General features: G+C 62.7%; 16 protein-coding genes and 1 pseudogene. 13 read left to right on the top strand and 4 right to left on the bottom strand.

What is annotated here, in order from left to right:
- Positions 1 to 620 precede the first annotated feature (620 nt).
- Positions 621 to 2,009, bottom strand: coding sequence for an aminotransferase-like domain-containing protein (locus AC629_RS01785; RefSeq protein WP_084803046.1), 1,389 nt, complete (start codon positions 2,007 to 2,009; stop codon positions 621 to 623).
- Between the two features lie 331 nt (positions 2,010 to 2,340).
- On the opposite strand from AC629_RS01785, the gene AC629_RS01780 reads away from it, so the two are divergent.
- The 9 genes from AC629_RS01780 (at position 2,341) to AC629_RS01740 (ending at position 9,797) form a co-directional block, all read left to right on the top strand.
- Entirely contained in the window at positions 2,341 to 2,823 is a 483-nt protein-coding gene (locus AC629_RS01780) for an MSMEG_0572/Sll0783 family nitrogen starvation response protein (RefSeq protein ID WP_084803045.1), read from the top strand.
- Positions 2,824 to 2,851: 28 nt separating this feature from the next.
- Positions 2,852 to 3,913: a Nit6803 family nitrilase gene (locus AC629_RS01775; RefSeq protein ID WP_143198838.1), complete on the top strand. Its 1,062-nt coding sequence runs from the start codon at positions 2,852 to 2,854 to the stop codon at positions 3,911 to 3,913.
- The gene (locus AC629_RS01770) at positions 3,822 to 4,958 is read left to right on the top strand and encodes an MSMEG_0568 family radical SAM protein (RefSeq protein WP_084803043.1); all 1,137 of its coding nucleotides are present in this window, start codon (positions 3,822 to 3,824) and stop codon (positions 4,956 to 4,958) included. The genes AC629_RS01775 and AC629_RS01770 overlap by 92 nt, the downstream gene beginning before the upstream one ends.
- Positions 4,955 to 5,503: an MSMEG_0567/Sll0786 family nitrogen starvation N-acetyltransferase gene (locus tag AC629_RS01765; protein ID WP_084803042.1), complete on the top strand. Its 549-nt coding sequence runs from the start codon at positions 4,955 to 4,957 to the stop codon at positions 5,501 to 5,503. The genes AC629_RS01770 and AC629_RS01765 overlap by 4 nt, the downstream gene beginning before the upstream one ends.
- A gap of 2 nt (positions 5,504 to 5,505) precedes the next feature.
- Entirely contained in the window at positions 5,506 to 6,501 is a 996-nt protein-coding gene (locus tag AC629_RS01760; protein WP_084803041.1) for a sll0787 family AIR synthase-like protein, read from the top strand.
- Positions 6,498 to 7,664, top strand: a complete 1,167-nt coding sequence (locus AC629_RS01755; protein WP_084803040.1) for an MSMEG_0565 family glycosyltransferase — start codon at positions 6,498 to 6,500, stop codon at positions 7,662 to 7,664. Before AC629_RS01760 ends, AC629_RS01755 begins: the two co-directional genes overlap by 4 nt.
- Positions 7,657 to 7,944, top strand: coding sequence for an MSMEG_0570 family nitrogen starvation response protein (locus AC629_RS01750; RefSeq protein ID WP_084803039.1), 288 nt, complete (start codon positions 7,657 to 7,659; stop codon positions 7,942 to 7,944). Before AC629_RS01755 ends, AC629_RS01750 begins: the two co-directional genes overlap by 8 nt.
- Before the next feature lie 12 nt (positions 7,945 to 7,956).
- A complete protein-coding gene (locus AC629_RS01745; RefSeq protein WP_084803038.1) occupies positions 7,957 to 9,249 on the top strand; it encodes an MSMEG_0569 family flavin-dependent oxidoreductase in 1,293 nt (430 codons plus the stop codon).
- A gap of 167 nt (positions 9,250 to 9,416) precedes the next feature.
- Positions 9,417 to 9,797: a cupin domain-containing protein gene (locus AC629_RS01740; protein WP_084803037.1), complete on the top strand. Its 381-nt coding sequence runs from the start codon at positions 9,417 to 9,419 to the stop codon at positions 9,795 to 9,797.
- 134 nt (positions 9,798 to 9,931) lie between these two features.
- Here AC629_RS01740 and AC629_RS01735 read toward each other — a convergent pair.
- A pseudogene (locus AC629_RS01735) lies at positions 9,932 to 10,408 on the bottom strand (LrgB family protein); the annotation flags it as partial.
- Between the two features lie 794 nt (positions 10,409 to 11,202).
- Here AC629_RS01735 and AC629_RS01725 point away from each other — a divergent pair.
- The 4 genes from AC629_RS01725 to AC629_RS01710 are packed head-to-tail and all read left to right on the top strand — an operon-like array spanning position 11,203 to position 16,425.
- Positions 11,203 to 12,855: an ABC transporter substrate-binding protein gene (locus AC629_RS01725; RefSeq protein WP_084803034.1), complete on the top strand. Its 1,653-nt coding sequence runs from the start codon at positions 11,203 to 11,205 to the stop codon at positions 12,853 to 12,855.
- A gap of 38 nt (positions 12,856 to 12,893) precedes the next feature.
- A complete protein-coding gene (locus AC629_RS01720; RefSeq protein ID WP_084803033.1) occupies positions 12,894 to 13,904 on the top strand; it encodes an ABC transporter permease in 1,011 nt (336 codons plus the stop codon).
- Positions 13,901 to 14,740, top strand: coding sequence for an ABC transporter permease (locus AC629_RS01715; RefSeq protein WP_084803032.1), 840 nt, complete (start codon positions 13,901 to 13,903; stop codon positions 14,738 to 14,740). The genes AC629_RS01720 and AC629_RS01715 overlap by 4 nt, the downstream gene beginning before the upstream one ends.
- A complete protein-coding gene (locus AC629_RS01710; protein WP_084803031.1) occupies positions 14,719 to 16,425 on the top strand; it encodes a dipeptide ABC transporter ATP-binding protein in 1,707 nt (568 codons plus the stop codon). The genes AC629_RS01715 and AC629_RS01710 overlap by 22 nt, the downstream gene beginning before the upstream one ends.
- Before the next feature lie 19 nt (positions 16,426 to 16,444).
- Here the strand turns inward: AC629_RS01710 and AC629_RS01705 are convergent, their stop codons facing one another.
- Positions 16,445 to 17,458 (bottom strand): DUF2891 domain-containing protein, encoded by a 1,014-nt coding sequence (locus AC629_RS01705; protein WP_084803030.1) that lies wholly within the window; start codon positions 17,456 to 17,458, stop codon positions 16,445 to 16,447.
- Positions 17,455 to 18,378, bottom strand: coding sequence for a hypothetical protein (locus AC629_RS01700; protein ID WP_084803065.1), 924 nt, complete (start codon positions 18,376 to 18,378; stop codon positions 17,455 to 17,457). Before AC629_RS01700 ends, AC629_RS01705 begins: the two co-directional genes overlap by 4 nt.
- Positions 18,379 to 18,381 lie beyond the last annotated feature (3 nt).

Raw genomic sequence — 18,381 nt, 5'->3', positions numbered from 1 at the left:
AGCCACTGCCCACGCTTGCTGACGATAGATTTTTCTTGATCTCCCGGTGCACACGTCGTGCACACGCCGCCCTCTAACCACTTGAAAAACTTAAACTTTCGCTCCAATCCATCATGGGCGCCACGGAAACGAAGAAGTCCCGATATCCCAACAACTTAATCCTGCGTCACGATCGAATAGGCCATGCCAGCGCACCAATGCTTGCTCCCCTCTTGAAGCGGCTCGCTGGCATCATTCGCCCAAATACGCCTGCCGTTCAACCACAATAAAGATGGCGGCGCGCCAAGAAGCTCAATGCCGAGCACGAGTGCTCCAACGAGATGGATCTGGGTCTAGCGCCGGCCCGGATGGTCCAACTCTCAACAGAGAGTGAACGACCGGATCAAATTGGACAAACCTTCAGATCGAGCTGACCCGAAGCCGCCAAAAGGGACATTGAAGCGCAGAACGCCCGCATCGGAATCGCTGGCCGAATTCAGCTGATCCCTTCGGACAGAAACAACCTCTGCCGTCAGTGGGCCAGTCATGAATGCAAAGCGACGTGGGAGCCTCCTGTCACGCCGGTGCCGAGGATGGTACTCACAGGCAAATTGTAGTCGTCCCAACTTCAAAGCACGCCATCAGAGAAACGAGGATGCCAGAGCCGGAGTTTCGACCAGCGCGTGAGCCATGTACTCAAGTGCGCCTCTAGTTTGGGTTCGACTCGAAGGACCGCAGATACATATCCTCACGGCTTCGGGTGGCGGCTCGCTCACCACAAACGCGTCGCTTGCGACAACACCGATGCCGGTCTGACGCATATGCTCCACGAAAGCCGATCGATTCCATTGTTCGGGCAGTCCAACCCACAGATTGAAGCTCAGGGGATCTCCACGGTAGGACCCCTTAGGCAGGATCTCGGCAGCGAGCTGCTGTCGAGCCGAGGTCTCGGAGCGGATGAACCGCAACATTGTGTCCGCAGTGCCGTCTTCGATCCAGCGCGTGGCGAGCGCTACAGTGAGCGGCGATGCCATCACGGTGGCTGACCGAAGCGCAGAGGCAAACGGCCAAGCCGAGCGCGTATCTGGCACAACGACATAGGCAGCCCGTAACCCGGCACCGATGCATTTGGCGAGTCCTGCGACATGCCAGGTAAGATCGGGCGCGATCGCGGCGAAAGGCGCGTGCCCGTGCCCGTGCTCGAGAATGAAACCATAGGCATCGTCCTCGACGATAGGCACCTTGAAGCGCCGCGCAATTGCGACGATGTCCCGCCTGCGCGAGTCCGGAATCGTCAAGGTCGTCGGATTCTGCAAAGTCGGATTGAGATAGATGGCTTTGGGTTTGAGTTTCTTGCACGCGTTGATCAGCGCCTCCGGCTCAATGCCATCATCGTCCATGGGTAAGCCGACGAGCGTGATGCCGAGCTGGGCGGCGATGGATCTGATCCCCGGGTAGGTAATGGCCTCGCATACCACCACCTCGCCCCCCTTCGCCAGAATGGAGAGAATACCGAGCAGCGCCGGATGTGCACCTGGCGTGACGAAGATGCGGCTCTGTGCCGGCACCAACGCACGGCGACCCAACCAGCTCGATGCGGCATCCTTGTCGGCCTGAGTGCCGCCGAAGCCCTGGTAGCGCAGCAGTGATACGATGTCGCGCAGCACATAGTCGGCGCCGGCCTGCATTCGCTCGATCAATTCGGGATCGTCCGGTTCAGGCGGCAGGTTCATCGACAAGTCGACAGGACGGGGCGGAAAGCTTGCTGCCGAGCGCCGCGGTCGCGGCTTGTCACGAATGAATGTTCCCTGGCCGACTTTCGATTCGATCAGTCCGCGCTTTTGCGCCTCGACATAACCGCGCGCCACCGTGGTGAAATCGATGTCGAGCCGCTTGGCAAGCTTGCGTTGCGGCGGCAAACGGTCACCAATGACCAGCTTTCCCGCAGCGATGTCGTCAGCGATTGCATCGGCAATTGCGAGATAACGCGGCTTGTCACTGTTCGCCAAGTCGGGCCGCCATTCGGTCATCGAGAAGCTCCGGTCAATGTGCCGTCAAAATTGACTGTATATTGTTGCACGCGCACCTGCAATTTCATTTGCGATTGGAGGACACTGATTGCGAGAGCCAGACCTGGCGAGCTGCACAGCAATCAAGCGCACTGCACAGCGTTTTCTAGGCAGAATTTTTCGATGCGCGGGAACCGATTGCAGAACCCAGTCAGCTTTCCAGTCAAGATTGACTGCGTCATTGAATGCATATTGTATGTTTTGATGATTTATCGCGCAAACCGCTCTTTGGCACATTGATTGCAAATCCTGATCTCGATCCGGGAGGCCGGACTAGAGCAGGAGGTGCACAATGCCAGCAGTCAACATACCCGCGCGTCAGAAGGGCGATTTCCTCGTCGATTACGAAGAGAAGGTCTTCGAGGACGTCAAAGCAAAACCCGGCGAGAAAGCGCTCGTCACCTTTCACACCGTGGCGTTCGAAGGCTCCATCGGTCTCGTGAATATCCTTCAGGCGCTGAGGCTGAAGCGAAAGGGATTCGAGACTTCGGTTCTCCTCTACGGTCCCGGCGTCACGCTCGGCATTCAGCGCGGCTTCCCGAAGATCGGCGACGAACCCTTTCCTGGTGCGCAGAACTTCAACAACAACCTCGCAAAGTTCATGGACGAAGGCGGCAAGGTCTACGCCTGCCGGTTCGCGCTGCAGGCCCTCTACGGTCACGGCGAGTCCTCGCTCATTCCGGGCATCCGACCGATCAATCCGCTCGATGTGCTCGACCTGATCCTGCTTCACCGCAGGGACGATGCCTTCATGATCCACACCTGGACCGTCTGACCTAAGTGACGGACGAGGGAGGAAGATAGTGACAGCGAAACGCACGGTGAGAGCTGGCGCGATTCAGATCGCGCCGGATCTGGAGACACCTACGGGAACGGTCGATCGGATTCTGGCTGCTATCACAGAAGCGGCCGGCAAAGGCGTCCAGTTTGCCGTTTTTCCAGAGACGTTCGTTCCCTGGTATCCCTATTTCTCCTTTGTCCGTCCGCCGGTCCTCAGCGGTGCCGAGCACATCCAGCTTTACGACAATGCCGTCGTCGTGCCGGGTCCCGTCACCGACGCCGTCGCGCAGGCGGCCAAGCGTCACGGCATGGTGGTCGTGCTCGGCGTCAACGAACGCGATCACGGCTCGCTCTACAACACCCAACTCGTGTTCGATGCGACCGGGACGCTTCTCCTGAAGCGCCGCAAGATCACGCCGACGTTCCACGAGCGCATGATCTGGGGCCAGGGTGATGGCGCGGGTTTGAAGGTCGTGGAGACCGCGGTCGGTCGCGTTGGTGCGCTGGCCTGCTGGGAGCACTACAACCCCCTCGCCCGCTACGCCCTGATGGCCCAGCATGAAGAAATTCACGCGGCCCAGTTTCCGGGATCCCTGGTCGGGCAGGTCTTTGCCGACCAGATCGAGGTGACGATCCGTCATCACGCCCTCGAAAGCGGATGCTTCGTGGTCAATGCCACCGGCTGGCTAACCGAGGAGCAGATCGCAAAGATTTCGCCCGAGGAAGGCCTTCGCAAGGGGCTGCGCGGCGGCTGCATGACAGCGATCGTGTCGCCGGAGGGCAATCACCTCGTCCCGCCGCTGACCAGTGGCGAAGGCATCCTCGTCGCCGATCTCGACCTGGCGCTGATCACCAAGCGCAAACGGATGATGGACTCGGTCGGTCATTATGCCCGGCCGGAACTTCTTTCGCTCGTGCTGAACGACCGGCCGGCGCTCCCAATGCACGGCTCTCACCCGAACCGCCTCATGCCCATTCCGGGAGACCTATCAGATGAGACCTCAGATACCACACGAGCAACCCAAGGCGATTCCGACCGAGCAACTGATCAACGAGTTGCAGTCCTTCGGAGTCCGGCTCGCTGATCCCAAGACCGGGGCGACCGGCCGCCGCGGTGGTGCCGGGCCATCGGATCACACGCCGTTCACGATCGACGGCGCAACCGTGATGGTCCCGGTCCACAATGCACCGGCTTTCGAAAGTCCGTATCTCGTCGAGCAGCCTGACGCCGCGGGCCGCAGCCGCATTTCGCGCGATGGCGTGGTGCTCGCCGATGTTTCATTTCCGTTGCGGCCAAAGTTCTACGATCGCACGACCGAGAACGGCATCCCCTATTGGAAGATTGCGACACTGCACGGCCGCGATGTGCTCGCCACGACGGTGCTCCAGACCTGCATTCGCTACCAGAGCCGCACCAAGACCTGCCAGTTCTGCGCCATCGGACAGTCGCTCGCGGCTGGACGCACGGTCGAGCGCAAGACGCCGGCACAACTTGCCGAAGTCGCCAAGGCCGCCGTCGAACTCGACGGTGTGCGCCACATGGTGATGACGACGGGCACACCACACACGTCCGATCGCGGCGCGAGCATCCTTGCGGATAGTGCGCAAGCTGTCAAAGCCGCCGTCGATCTGCCTATCCAGGCGCAATGCGAACCGCCGGACGATTTCGCCTGGTTCCAGCGCATGAAAAATGCCGGCGTCGATTCGCTGGGCATGCACCTGGAGGTCATCGGTCCGGCCGTGCGGAAAAGGATCATGCCGGGCAAGGCTCAGGTTTCGATCGAAGACTACATGGACGCTTTTGCGGCAGCCGTCCCGGTCTTCGGGCGCGGACAGGTCTCGACCTACATCCTGGCCGGCCTTGGCGATGAGCCTGCCGAGGTCCTCGCGATTTCGCGCCGGCTCATCGATATCGGAGTCTACCCCTTCGTCGTGCCGTTCGTGCCGATCGCAGGCACGCCGCTGGAGAGCCATCCGACACCGTCCCCGACGTTCATGCATGAGATCCTGCGTCCGCTAGCCGAGATGTTGCGAACCGGCGGCCTGCGCGCGACCGACATCAAGGCAGGCTGCGGAAAATGCGGTGCCTGCTCGGCCCTTTCCACCTATGAACGCGGAGCAAGCGCATGATCTTCGAGCCGTTTAAACCGTTCATTGCGCCTGAATTTCAGGTGAAGTTCGCGACCGAAGCCTGGGAGCGAGCTGCCGCGGCGGCGTTGCGGCGCAAGGTGTTCTGCGAGGAGCAGCACGTGTTTGCGGGCGACGATCGCGACGCGATCGACGACGTCGCCATTCCGCTCGTCGCCGTGTCGCTGCTCGGCGTGGTCGAGGATGATGTCGTCGGCACCGTGCGCATTCACGCCGATGAGCACGAGGCGGATGTGTGGTGGGGCTCCCGGCTTGCCGTCGAGAAAAGCTATCGCCGGCTCAGCGCCGTCGGTGCCGGGCTGATCCGACTCGCAGTCTCCTCCGCCCATGCGCGCGGATGCCGCCGCTTCCTTGCCAACGTGCAGAGCCAGAACGCTCTCTTGTTCCAGCACATGCACTGGCGCTCGCTCGGCGAATTCGAGCTCCACGGCCGGCCGCATCACCGCATGGAGGCGGACCTCGATCACTACCCGCCGTTCCGAACGCCCGAGACCGGCTTCCTGTCGCTTGCAAAGTTGGCGGCCTGATCATGCTGTCGGAGGTCGCACTTACAGGTCTCGCCGAAAAGCTTCGCCAGAGCCGAGGCATCGCCGCCAAGGCCGATATTGCGGCAGTGGCGGCTGCGCTCGACCTGTCGGGCGACGACGCCATCGCGGTGGGCGATGACTGTGCGGCGATTCCGGATGGCGACGGCTACACCCTGTTCGCCATCGAAGGCTTCATGAACGAATTCGTAGCCGCGGATCCGTGGTTTGCCGGGTGGTGTGGCGCCATGGTCAACATCTCCGACGTCGCCGCGATGGGAGGGCGGCCGACCGCCATCGTCAACGCGATCTGGTCCAATGGGGCGGACAATGCCGCGCCGATTCTCGAAGGATTGAAGGCGGCGGCAAAGACCTTTGGTGTACCCGTCATCGGTGGGCACACCAACGTGCGCAGCAGCCAGAGCCAATTTGCCGTCGCAATCCTCGGCCGCGCCAGGCGGCTTCTAACCAGCTTCGATGCCAGGGCTGGCGACAAGCTCATCGCCGCGATTGATCTGCGCGGCCGCTATCGCGAGCCGTTTGCAAACTGGGAGGCGGCGACCGACGCGCCGGCGGAGCGGCTCCGCGGCGATCTCGAGATCCTTCCATCCATCGCCGAGTCCGGCCTTGCGTTGGCCGCCAAAGATATCAGCCAGGGTGGCATCATCGGCACCGCGGCAATGCTCGCCGAGTGTTCGAAGGTCGCGATCACGCTCGACCTCGATGCCATACCGATTCCGGACGGCGTGCCACTCGAGCGCTGGCTGCTGACCTTTCCGAGCTTCGGCTATCTGTTGTCGGTCAAGCCCGATCACATTGACGAGACGCTGGCGCGCTTCGGACAGCGCGGCATTGCGGCCGCTTCGATCGGCGAGGTCACCACGGGAACCAGCGTAACCATTCGCGCTGCCGCCGGCCGCGCAACGGTCTGGGACTTCTCGCAACAGCCGTTGATCGGCTGTGCTCCGGACCAGCGCAGCGCTCAGCGGAGCGTGGCATGACCACCATTCCGGACCGGCTTCGGATCGCCATTCTGACCCACTCGACCAATCCGCGGGGTGGCGTGGTGCACGCGCTCGAACTTGCGGACGCCTTGACACGCCTCGGCCACCAAGCGGTCGTGCATGCGCCCGACCGGACCGGCAGAGGCTTTTTCCGCGCCAGCGCTGCGCAAACCGTGTCAGTGAATGCTTCGCCTACTCCAGATGACGTGACGGCGATGGTCGACACGCGAATCGCCGACTACGTCCGGCATTTCGAGGATCCGTCACATCGGCACTACGACGTCTTTCACGCTCAGGACGGTATCTCCGGCAACGCGCTTGCGACGCTGAAGCAGCGCGGATTGATCCAACGCTATGTGCGTACCGTGCATCACCTAGATGCCTTCCGCCAGGAGCGGCTGCGCGAGCTCGATCAACGCTCGATTCTTTGCGCCGACGGGCTCTTCGTCGTCAGCCGTTTCTGGCAAGAGCGCCTGAGGGCCGAGATGTCCCGTGCGGCGACGCTGGTCGGCAACGGCGTCGACACGGCGCGCTACTCACCCGTCGCGAAACGTGCCGACCATACACTGCGCACCCGGCTTGGCCTTCGCGGAGGCCCCATCCTGCTGTCGATTGGCGGCGTCGAGCGGCGGAAGAACACGCTTGGCATTCTCGACGCGTTTCTGCAGGTGCACTCCATTCATCGATCCGCGCAGCTCGTGATTGCCGGCGGTGCATCGCTGCTCGATCATGGCGCGTACCGAGAACAGTTCAAGTCACGGCTGCGGAACGCGGGACTAGCGGCGGATGCGGTGGTCGAGACAGGGCCGATCGCGGATGCCGAGATGCCATCGCTTTATCGCCTGGCCGACGCGATGGTGTTCCCGTCCTTGCGAGAAGGTTTCGGCCTTGCGGTCCTGGAAGCAATGGCAAGCGGCGTGCCGGCGGTGGTCTCGCACATCCCACCTTTCACCGAATATCTCGGCCCCGACGATGTCGCGTGGTGCGATCCGGATCACGCCGGCCCGATCGGCGATGCCATCCTCAGTGCTTTCGCCGAACCTCTTCGCTCGCGCCTGATCGCGAACGGTTTGAAGGTTGCCCAGCGCCACGACTGGAAGCTTACCGCGGAAGCGCACCTTCCGACATATCAAGACGTACGTGAGGTGCACTATGCCTGAGATGCGGTTTCACGTGCGCTGGCCCGATGAGAGCATCGAGGTCTGCTACTCGCCCTCGCTCGTCATCAAGGATCACTTCGTCCCCGGCACGACCTATTCGCTCGCTGATTTCCGCGAACGCAGCCGCACCGCGCTGAGGATCGCAGCGGAGCGGGTGCGTGAGAAGTACGGCTTTTACTGCTCGCTCGCGCACGACCAGCTCGCGCAGATCGAAGAAACGGCTGCTCGGTTCGAGATCGTGCCCGGAGCGTCCGTCACCATCATCTCGTTTGAGGAATAACAGGAGCTGCCCATGTCTGACCTTCACACTCACTTTCCAGTCGTCGTGATCGGCGGCGGACAGGCCGGCCTTGCGATAAGCGCGCAGCTCAAGACGCACGGGATCCGGCATGTAGTACTGGAAAAGAACAGCATCGCCCATTCCTGGAAGACGCAGCGCTGGGACGCGTTCTGCCTGGTGACGCCGAATTGGCAGTGCCAGCTTCCCGGCTTTCCCTACGCCGGCAACGATCCTCACGGTTTCATGCTGCGCGACGAGATTGTCAGCTACGTCGAGAGTTTTGCGAAACATATCGATGCCCCGGTCCGGGAAGGTGTTGCTGTCACTCGTCTCAAGCAGGCTAACGATGGCTTCACTCTTCAGACGACCGCGGGAGAGATCTCCGCCGATCGCGTCGTACTGGCCGTGGGCGGTTATCACGCCCCCAAGATACCCTCGTTCGCGGACCGGCTCGATCCAGCCATCAAGCAGATCCACTCGTCGGCCTACCGGAATCCGGATCAGCTGCCACAGGGCGAAATTCTCGTGGTCGGAAGCGGGCAATCTGGCTGCCAGATCGCGGAAGACCTGCATCTTGCCGGACGCAAGGTACATCTTGTCGTCGGCAGCGCGCCACGCTGCCCCCGCTTCTATCGCGGCCGGGACGCTGTCGATTGGCTCGATGATCTCGGCCAATACGAACTTCCGGTAGACCAGCATTCGCTCAAGGAGGGTGTTCGCAAGAACGCCAACCACTACCTCACCGGACGCGATGGCGGACGCGATATTGACCTTCGTAAATTCGCCCTCGAAGGCATGAAGCTCTATGGCCGCCTCAAGGACGGCCGAGGGACCAGGTTGCAGCTCAGCGACGATCTTCAGGCCAGCCTCGACAATGCGGATCGGGTCTATAATGGCATCTGTCGCCTGATCGATGACCACATCGCCAAGAACGGAATCGAGGCCCCGCAAACGCCTCACTACGAACCGGTATGGTCTCCGGCCGCAACGCCTGCCGAGCTCGATCTTGCGACGGCCGGCATCACCAGCATCATTTGGACGACAGGCTTTCTGTCAGACTGGTCCTGGGTCGACCTGCCGATGTTCGACGGCACAGGTTATCCAACGCACAAGCGAGGCATTACCTCCGTCGACGGGGTTTACGTGATTGGGCTGCCTTGGCTGTACACCTGGGGCTCGGGCCGCTTCATCGGCGTCGGTCGCGACGCAGAGTTTGTCGTAGATCACATCAAAGAGCGATCGAGTGCATCACGCGACGATACGCGTCATGCCGGCAGACGTCAGATGACAAAGGAAGCCGTGTAAGTCCCAGCCCACAGAATACCGGCCGCAGGGTATTGAGCGGTCGTCAGCGCGACCCTCTCGAAGATCTTGATCGCCTGACCGCCACGAACTCGTCGTAGCACGACGAATGGCGAGGAGAAACGTCTTCCCCTCGCGACTTCAATCCACTTTGTAAGAGGAGACCAACGATGACCGCCGGTTATTTTGCGCTCGACACAAACAAGATCGGCTGGGACATCCTGGATGTTCCAGAGATCAATGGGAAGCTTCCGCTCAAGACTTGCAAGGTCGATGACAAGACAGGTGTCGCGATCTGGAAGATCAAATACCCGGCGGGTTACACGACCATTTCGCACTGGCACAGTTGCTCACACGGAATATACGTCCTTGATGGAATACTCCGGACGCATGCGGGGGAATATGGTCCGGGCACGTTCGTCTGGTTTCCCGAGGGGATGGTTCAATCGCATGGTGCGACGGAAACGGACGACGTGACGTTTCTCTTCATCACAAATAAGCCCTTCGACATCCACTTCACACATTTGGAGGGTCAACCCGCCTCGTCGTGACGGGGACGCACCTGGATCAAGGCTGCGTAAACTCTCAGTCGGAAGATTTGGTCGAGGCAACACTTGTAGAAGGTTAGGACGGATGCGGGCCGGGCCGCTTCGTCCGGATCCAGCGCGTGCGGGTCATGCCCTCTTCAACGTGGCAGACAAATGGCCAGCAGAGGAGCTGCCAAGACGTTCAACAGACCCACGAGCACCATGACCAAACCGGCAATCGAGCCTTCCTCACCACCGATTTCGTGAGCCTTGGCCGCGCCGGCACCGTGAGCGCTCATGCCGAGCAGAGCGCCCCGTGCGAGGCTCGAACGGATTGGCAGCGTCGTGAGCACCACATCTCCCAACGCGGCGCCAAAAAAGCCCGTGAGGACAACGAAGACTGCCGTGAGATCGGGCGCGCCGCCAATGTCCTCGGAAACGATCATAGCAAAGGGCGTGCTTATGGAGCGCGGTAACAGGCTCAGTCGCAGAGCGTGGTCAAGGCCGAGCATCCCCGCGAATACCCAAGCCGTCACCATGGCAGTGAGACTGCCTGCCAGCACACCGGCCATAAGAATCGGCCAGTGCTTTCGGATGATCGCACGCTGCTCGTAGATCGGCATTGCAAAGCCAACAATTTATCTCTCGCTCCAACCCGTCATCGGGGCCGTAGAAAATTTCCAGCGCAAGTCATTCATATCATTGATCTATTTCCAGCTCGATCAGTCCTCTATGTTATTGGACCGACTGAGAAATTCCGCTCGACCACATTTCCCCAACCCGGCTCTTCTAGGCTTTTCCAGGCTCGAAATGGAAGCGAAAATCGCGATTTCGGATTCTCGGTGCACACGTCTTGCACACGAGAACCAGGTGTGCACACGCCTCCACTTCCCCCGTGCGCCTAGGTCGACGTCGGTCAAAGGTGCGAAGGCCGAAGGCTTCAGCCTGCCAAGAGGCTCCAGCCGACCCGGTCTACGATGGTTCGCTCAGTGTTTGCGCGAAGCCGTTGGTGTAGTCTCGTTCCCGAAATCGAACTTACTCCGCCTCACCTGAGACAGTGCCACCTTCGCAAACTCCGTCGCGCAATTCGATGGTAGCAAAATTCATATTTCGTGCATCGACATCAGTGGCGTTCTACCTTGCTCGGGATTTTGCAGAATGTCTTTTCAATGCGGTGATGCTCCACGTGATTTTGCGAACTGGAAGAATCGCATCCAAGCTGAACTCGATCGCGCGCATTTGCGCTGACGACAAAATGGCTGTCGCGCCGATTGCCTCGGCGCCGAGGTATTTGTTGCTCGTCTCAAGCGAAATTTGGAATGGCCAGGTCTGTTCGTTTCGCTTCTCCTAAGCGGAAACGCCGATCGTATCGAAGCATCGCCGCGGCAACCGTGATGTGCCAGACGACATCAATCACCAGGGGTTATCCATGACCGTTCGCTTCTCCTCGCTATTGCTCTCCCGGCGCCGCCTGCTGGCTGCAACTTCCCTGGCGGCAGCCGCCGCATTGACGGTCATGGCGGGCCTGTCGCCAGTTCAAAGTGCCGGTCGTGCGCAAAACGGCGGCAACATTACCTTTCTCATCGACTCGCTCGGCAGCACCTGGATCCCGAACAACAGCGCCATCTCCAGCTTCCAGGGCCACATCTGGGGCCACGTCACCGACAAGCTCGTCTACGTCGATGCTGACGGCAAGGTCAGCCCCTGGATCGCCGAGCGCTGGGAGCAGAACGACGACGCCACCCAGTTCACGCTCCACCTCAAGAAGGGCGTGACCTTCTCCGACGGCAGCCCGCTCGACGCTGCGGCCGTCGTCGCCAATCTCGACATCTGGTATGCCGGCCGGAAGAACGAGGGCATTAACCCGATTGGCCTGTTCCCGAAGACTTACGACCGCGCCGAGGCGGTTGACGCGACCACTGTGAAGGTCTTGTTCAAGGCGCCGACGCTTGGCTTCATCCCGACGCTGGGCTACCACGGCTCGATTCTGATCTCACCGAAGACCGTCGCGCAGCCCGCCGCGCAGCAGGCCGATCTTTCCAAGACATCCGGCAGCGGCCCGTATGTGGTCGATTCCTGGAAAGAGGGCGACTTCGTCAAGCTGGTGAAGCGCAAGGACTACAATTGGGGGCCTGCTGCCGTCGGCCACACCGGCCCAGCATTCCTCGACTCGATCACCTACAAGCTGGTGAGCGAGCCATCGCTGCGGGTCGCCGCCGTTCAGTCCGGCCAAGCCGATGTGGCCTACAGCCCCTCCCCGCAGGAATTGAAGTCTCTCAAGGAAGCTGGCTTCATCACCGCGACCCCGCGCTATCTCGGCTTCGTCAACGGCCTCGCGATCAACACCAAGCTCGAACCCTACAACGATTCGAATGTCCGCCAGGCGCTCCAGGCGGCCATCAACCGGCAGGAGATCATCGACACCGTCTACACACCCGACTGGAAGCTCGCGACGTCGTTCATCCAGAGCAACGTTCCCGGTGCGACCGACCACAGCGATCTCCTGGCCTATAATCCCGGCAAGGCCGAGAAGCTTCTGGACGAAGCGGGCTGGACCAAGGATTCCAAGGGGATCCGTTCCAAGGACGGCAAGCAGCTTTCGCTGACGCTCTACCCCAACCCTTACCTTGCGACCGCGAAGGCGATTGACGAGTTGATCGCCCAGCAGCTCGGCAAGATCGGCTGGAGAGTCTTCATCCGTGCCTACGACGTCGTGACATTCGGCGAGAAGGTCAGGTTCGGCGGTCCGGCCGTGCCGGCCTACGAGGTGACCCGCAGCTTCATCGACGCCGGCACTGTGGCCAGCATCCTCACCGACGCCAACAACGGCGAGAACTGGTTCAACCTCGGCGACAGCGACAAGAAGCTCAACGATCTCCGCGACAAGATCGCCAGCGCCGGCTCCGCCCAGATCCGCGCCCCGCTGCTCGACCAGCTGCAGACCTATATCCTCGAGCAGGGCTACTTCATACCGCGCACGCAGATCGTCCAACGCATCTACGTGCAATCGCCGAAGCTGAAGGGCGAAGTCTACAACGGCGTCGCCTACGCCAGCTATTACACAGCGACGATCAGCGAGTAAGGCGCCGTGCACCCGAACGATGTGACGAGGCCGCCGGCATGAGTGGTCCTTATCTGCGCTATGCCGCAAAGCGCCTCGTCCAGGCCCTTGCCGTCATCCTGCTCGCCTATGTCTTCACGTTCGTCGTCGTCAGCATCCTGCCGGGCGACCCCATCACCAACGTCCTGCGCGATCCCCAGAACGGCTTCACCGAGGACGAGATCAGACAGATCATCGCAGCCCAGGGGCTGGACCAGCCGATTCTCGTCCAGCTCTGGACGTCGCTCTCCCATTTCCTGACTGGCGATCTCGGTCTGTCGGTGAGGTCGAGCCGCCCGGTGACAACCCTGATCGCCGAGGTTCTCCCCTCCACATTGGTGCTGGCGTCATCGGCCTTTGCCGTCGCGCTGCTGCTGGCGGCGACGATCGCCTACGGCACGCAGTTTCTTCCCAAGCGCTTCGGGCAGGGCCTGCTGCGCGGCTTCCCATCGTTGTTCCTGTCGGTGCCCAATTTCGTGATCGGCCTTGTGCTGATCCACGTCTTCGGCTTCCAGCTCGGTCTTTTCCGTGTGATCGCACCCAACAGCTTCTGGGCGACATTTTTTGCGGCGATCGCGCTCGGCATCCCGATCTCCGCACAGATCGCCGAGGTGCTGATCGCGAACCTCGACCACGAGTCCGGACAGGACTACGCCGCCGTAGCGCGCGGCCGCGGCCTCGGGCAGTTTCGGCTGTTCGCGATGCACCTGCTCAAGCCATCGTCACTCCCGGTCGTCACCATCGTCGCGCTCACCATTGGCGAGCTGCTCGGCGGCTCGCTGATCACCGAGACTGTGTTTGGACGCACCGGCATCGGCAGCCTGGTGCAGCGTTCGGTGAGCACACAGGACCTCCCCGTCCTGCAGGCCGTGGTCTCGCTGGCAGCCGTCGTGTTCGTGCTCGTCAATCTGATTGCCGACCTCGTCTATCCCCTGCTCGACCCGCGCGTGAAACTCGTCGGCGGACCCAAACATCGCCCGACGACAGCCGATGACAGCTCGGCCGGTACGCCGCAGGCGGTGACATCATGAGCCTCATCGCCGACGTGCACCTTACGGCAAGCCGCCGGCTTACATCCCTCCGGGTTCCGCCGACCGTCGCTGTGTCATTCGTGATCATCGCGCTGGTGATCGCCTGGTCGCTCGCACCTGGCCTGTTCACGAGCCTGAGCCCCGTCAATGGCATTCCCGCCGACAAGCTGCTCGCTCCTGGCACAGCGCACTGGTTCGGCACTGACCATCTCGGCCGCGATCTCTACACCCGCGTGGTCTATGGCACGGCATCATCGGTGACGAGCGCGCTCATCGCGGTCGTCATCGCCGCCGTCACCGGCGGCCTGATCGGGTTGCTGTCGGGCTTCTTCGGCGGCTGGGTGGATATCGTGTTCGCCCGCCTCGTGGACGTGCTGCTGGCGATCCCGCACTTCCTGCTGGCCGTCATCGTCGTCACTGCGATCGGCTTCGACACCACGAACGCGGCGATTGCGACCGGCGTCTCGGCGGTCGCCGTGTTCGCGCGGGTGATGCGCTCGGAGGTCATCAAGATCAGGCAGGCGACGTTCGTCGAGTCATCGTTCCTGCTCGGCGGCTCGCGCTGGCACATCCTGCTGCGGCACGTGCTGCCGAACGCGTCGCGTTCGCTGTTGCCGCTTGCGGTGCTGCAATTCGGCCTGTCCATCCTGGTGATCGCAAGCCTTGCCTTCCTCGGCTATGGCGATCCGCCGCCCGCCTCCGACTGGGGCCTGCTGATCTCGATCGGCAAGGACTACCTGAAATGGCCGTGGCTGGTCTACGCGCCGGCTTTCCTCACGATCGCGACCGTCCTCTCCGTGAACAGGATCAGCCGATGGCTCCGCAAGACGGACTGACCTCCACTCTCATCCGTCCCGAATTCGCTGCGCCGCGGCCGCTGCGGTCGATCCCTCTCCTTAAGGTCGATGACCTCTCGGTCGCCTACGGGGCGCATCAGGTCGTGACCGACGTGGGATTCGAATTGGGCCGCGGCGAGAGCCTCGCCCTCATCGGAGAATCCGGCTCCGGCAAGTCGACGATCGCCCGCGCGGTACTGCGGCTGCTCCCCAGCGGCAGTCGCGCCAGCGGTCGCGTCTCGTTCGATGGACAGGAAATCCTGCGGATGCCCGAGCGTGGCTTCCGGCCGCTGCGCGGACGAGCCATCGGGTTCGTGCCGCAAGATCCCGGCAACTCGCTCAATCCGGTGCGCACGATCGGCGCCCAGGCGCATGAGGCCGCCGCGCTCCTCGACGAACCCGACAGGGCCATGCGCAAGCAGCTGATCCTGGACATTCTCGCGCAGGTCGGACTCGACAATCCCCAGCGGGTCTACGACTCCTACCCGCATCAGCTGTCCGGTGGAATGCTCCAGCGCGTGCTCATTGGCCTCGCGATTTTGCCCCGGCCATCGCTGCTGGTCGCGGACGAGCCGACCTCCGCGCTCGACGTCACCATCCAGAAGCGGATCCTCGATCTGCTCTCGCGCCTTCAGGACGAGCTGAGTATCAGCCTGCTGCTCATCACTCACGATCTGGCGATCGCCGCCGAACGGGCTGATACGCTGGTGGTGCTCAAGGACGGGATCGTCCAGGAGACCGGCAGGACCACCGCTGTCTTCGCTTCGCCGGCCTCGACCTATGCGAGGAAGCTGCACGCCGACGTCCCGGCCCTCAACCCCGACCGCTACGCCGGCCTGCGCGACCCCGGCTTCCGTCGCGCCAAGGCTGAGCCGCCGAAAATCGAGGTCAGCGCCGTCACCAAGACCTTCACCCTCGACGGCCAGACGCTGACAGCCGTCGATAGCGTGTCATTCGGCGTCCCGGCCGGCACCACCCACGCGCTGGTGGGCGAGTCCGGCTCGGGCAAGACGACGACGATCCGGCTGCTGCTTGGGCTGGAACAGCCCGATGCCGGGACCATCACCGTCGCCGGCGAGCAGCTCAACGGGCGATCTCCGACCGAACTGCGCGCGGCCTGGCGCCACCTTCAGCTCATCTATCAAAATCCCTTCACGTCGCTCGACCCGACCTGGAAAGTCGAGCAACTGATCCGCGAGCCGCTCGACCGGTTCAGGATCGGCACAGGCCAGGAGCGCGACGAGCGCGTGCATAAGGCTCTCGCCGACGTGGGGCTCGGTCAGCATCTGCTCGCGCGCAAGCCCGGCGCCTTGTCCGGCGGCCAACGCCAGCGCGTGGCCATCGCCCGCGCGCTCGTGCTCAAGCCTGACGTGATCGTGCTCGACGAACCCACCTCCGCACTCGACGTCAGCGTCCAGGCCGACATCGTCGAGGTGCTGCTCTCGCTACAGGCCGAACTGGGCCTGACCTATGTGTTCGTCTCCCACGACCTGGCCCTGGTGCGCCAGCTCGCCCACACCGTCTCGGTGATGCACCGCGGACGCATTGTCGAACACGGGACCGTCACCGACATCTTCGACAATCCCCGGCAGCCCTATACGTGCTCGCTGCTGGCGTCGATCCCGTCAGGTGTCACTGACGTCGCAGATGCGCCGCAGCCTCAGTTAATCGTCGCTGCCGAATGATCGACGCCGAGGGCGCTGCTCATTCCGCATCATCGAGCGCGAGAACGGCGAAGCTCGCAAGCCAGTGCTCGCCCATGTAATGGGTGGCGAGATGGGGAAGGCCCGCGGCGAGATGCTCCTGCGCAGCATCGTGGGCGATGGCGCGCCGCTCGTCGCCTGCCGGCAAGGCGTCGCCGAGCGCGCGCCAGCACCAGGCCCGGCTGAGATTGAGGCCATCGAGATGGGCGATTTTGCCGTCGGTCCTATCGCTGACCGTCGCAGGCCGGAACAGCGTCACCGGCAGCCGCTCCGACAACCGCGGCAGAAACCGGTCGAACCACGGCAGGAACACGTTTGACGGCAACAGGCGCCGCATGCACTCGGCCTCGATCAGGGCCGAGGACTGGAAATCGTCGCCGCTGGGCTCGCCCCAGGCCGGGCAATCGCGATCCTCGCCATACCAGCGCAAGCCCGTCTCACGCAGCAGCTTCGCCAGTCCCTCGTCCTTGCTGATCTCAGCGTAGTCGGCCGCCATCCGCAGGCCGAACGCGGTGTTGAAATGGGTGCCAACGCGCACGGGATAAGGCGACAGCGGCAGGAAGTCGCGAAAGCGCTGAGCGATGACGTCCGCGAACGGCGCGAGATTGCGACCCCAGCGATCGTCGGATTGCAGTGTCAGCTCGGTCGCCAGCTTCAACAGCCAGGCCCAGCCATAGGGCCGCTTGAAGCCGCGTGCGGTCGGGCGGGCAAAGTAGGCACACTCGACAGCGACCTTCTCGGGGACGAACTGCACGTCGAACAAGGCCCGAATATCGGACGCCGCGGCGAAATCCGGAAAGCGCCGGAGCAGCCGCGCCAGCATCCAGTAACTGTGAACGCAGGAGTGCCAGTCATAGCTGCCATAGAAGATCGGATGCAGCTGGCTTGGCGTACGGGCGTCCGCGGGCTCGGCAAGCGCGTGGTCGACGTTGTTGGGATATTCGCGCCTGACATGGCCGAGCGCGATGCGGGCAAATTGCGTGGCCTGTTCGCGGGTGAGACGGGACGTCGTCATAGAGTGGCCTTTCGTTTGCCGCGACTGATCAACGTCTCGATCAGACGCGGCAGGATGTAGATCGGGAATTGCGTCGCGGCGAAGTATAGGGCCATGCGCGGCGAGGCGGCAGCGCCGAGCGCCGACCAGACCAGCCCGACATTGCGATTGCCGAGGATGAGGCCGACCGTCAGCCGCTGGGGCAGAGTTCCCGGCAGCAACACGGCGCCCGCGACCTGGAGCGCAAGATTGCAGGCGAAGGCGAGCACGAGGCAGAGCGTCGCGGTCGGCACATCCGCCGCGATCTGCGCGGGGATGCCGGCCATGGTTGCCACGGCGAAGAGGACGAGCGCCGTGACGATGATCCCATCGACGAGGTCGCCGCGGGCCGTCAGAACCGGCGCGGCGTGCCGGCGCAACAGGAAGGCCACGCCCTCGGCGCCGCCAATCAGCAACGCCAGCCGCAGCGCCAGCTCTAGCGCGCTGATCTCGAGCCCGCCGAACCAGCCTGCAAGCAGCGGAACCGTGACCGGAGCAAGCACCATGGACAACACCGTCACGACGAGCGGCACCGCAGCGTCGAGCCCGAGCATGCGGGCCACCGCGGCGGTGCCGCTCGACGGCGGCGCCGAGACGGCAAGCACGATCGCAAGCGCGAATTCCGAGGGAAGAACGAGGATATGACTGGCAATGCCGACCGCCAGCGGACAGGCGACCATGACCACGGCCGGCAGGAGCACGGACAGCGATGGCCGCCGCAGCGTCGCGACGACGGCCTTACCGTCGACGCGCAACAGCGTTCCAAGCACGATCACGAAGATCGTCGCCGGCATCAGCGGACGGACCAGATCTGCAAGGGCCGGGCACGCAAGCCCGAGCAGGACGCCGAGCGCCAGCAATGTCGGTCCGCGCGGGATGAAGCGCAGGAGTGAGGGTCGCATGCG

This window comes from Bradyrhizobium sp. NAS80.1, from assembly GCF_001908205.1.
Classification (GTDB): domain Bacteria; phylum Pseudomonadota; class Alphaproteobacteria; order Rhizobiales; family Xanthobacteraceae; genus Bradyrhizobium.
Note: the sequence above shows the minus strand (reverse complement) of the source record. Positions and strands in the feature narration are given on the sequence as shown.

What these genes read in the sequence shown, in the direction of transcription:
- AC629_RS01720 (WP_084803033.1), top strand. Translation starts at nt 12,894, where the DNA reads ATGAGTGGTCCTTATCTGCGCTATGCCGCAAAGCGCCTCGTCCAGGCC.
- AC629_RS01740 (WP_084803037.1), top strand. Translation starts at nt 9,417, where the DNA reads ATGACCGCCGGTTATTTTGCGCTCGACACAAACAAGATCGGCTGGGAC.
- AC629_RS01750 (WP_084803039.1), top strand. Translation starts at nt 7,657, where the DNA reads ATGCCTGAGATGCGGTTTCACGTGCGCTGGCCCGATGAGAGCATCGAG.
- AC629_RS01765 (WP_084803042.1), top strand. Translation starts at nt 4,955, where the DNA reads ATGATCTTCGAGCCGTTTAAACCGTTCATTGCGCCTGAATTTCAGGTG.
- AC629_RS01700 (WP_084803065.1), bottom strand. Translation starts at nt 18,378, where the DNA reads ATGCGACCCTCACTCCTGCGCTTCATCCCGCGCGGACCGACATTGCTG.
- AC629_RS01705 (WP_084803030.1), bottom strand. Translation starts at nt 17,458, where the DNA reads ATGACGACGTCCCGTCTCACCCGCGAACAGGCCACGCAATTTGCCCGC.
- AC629_RS01785 (WP_084803046.1), bottom strand. Translation starts at nt 2,009, where the DNA reads ATGACCGAATGGCGGCCCGACTTGGCGAACAGTGACAAGCCGCGTTAT.
- AC629_RS01755 (WP_084803040.1), top strand. Translation starts at nt 6,498, where the DNA reads ATGACCACCATTCCGGACCGGCTTCGGATCGCCATTCTGACCCACTCG.
- AC629_RS01770 (WP_084803043.1), top strand. Translation starts at nt 3,822, where the DNA reads ATGAGACCTCAGATACCACACGAGCAACCCAAGGCGATTCCGACCGAG.
- AC629_RS01710 (WP_084803031.1), top strand. Translation starts at nt 14,719, where the DNA reads ATGGCTCCGCAAGACGGACTGACCTCCACTCTCATCCGTCCCGAATTC.
- AC629_RS01760 (WP_084803041.1), top strand. Translation starts at nt 5,506, where the DNA reads ATGCTGTCGGAGGTCGCACTTACAGGTCTCGCCGAAAAGCTTCGCCAG.
- AC629_RS01745 (WP_084803038.1), top strand. Translation starts at nt 7,957, where the DNA reads ATGTCTGACCTTCACACTCACTTTCCAGTCGTCGTGATCGGCGGCGGA.
- AC629_RS01780 (WP_084803045.1), top strand. Translation starts at nt 2,341, where the DNA reads ATGCCAGCAGTCAACATACCCGCGCGTCAGAAGGGCGATTTCCTCGTC.
- AC629_RS01715 (WP_084803032.1), top strand. Translation starts at nt 13,901, where the DNA reads ATGAGCCTCATCGCCGACGTGCACCTTACGGCAAGCCGCCGGCTTACA.
- AC629_RS01725 (WP_084803034.1), top strand. Translation starts at nt 11,203, where the DNA reads ATGACCGTTCGCTTCTCCTCGCTATTGCTCTCCCGGCGCCGCCTGCTG.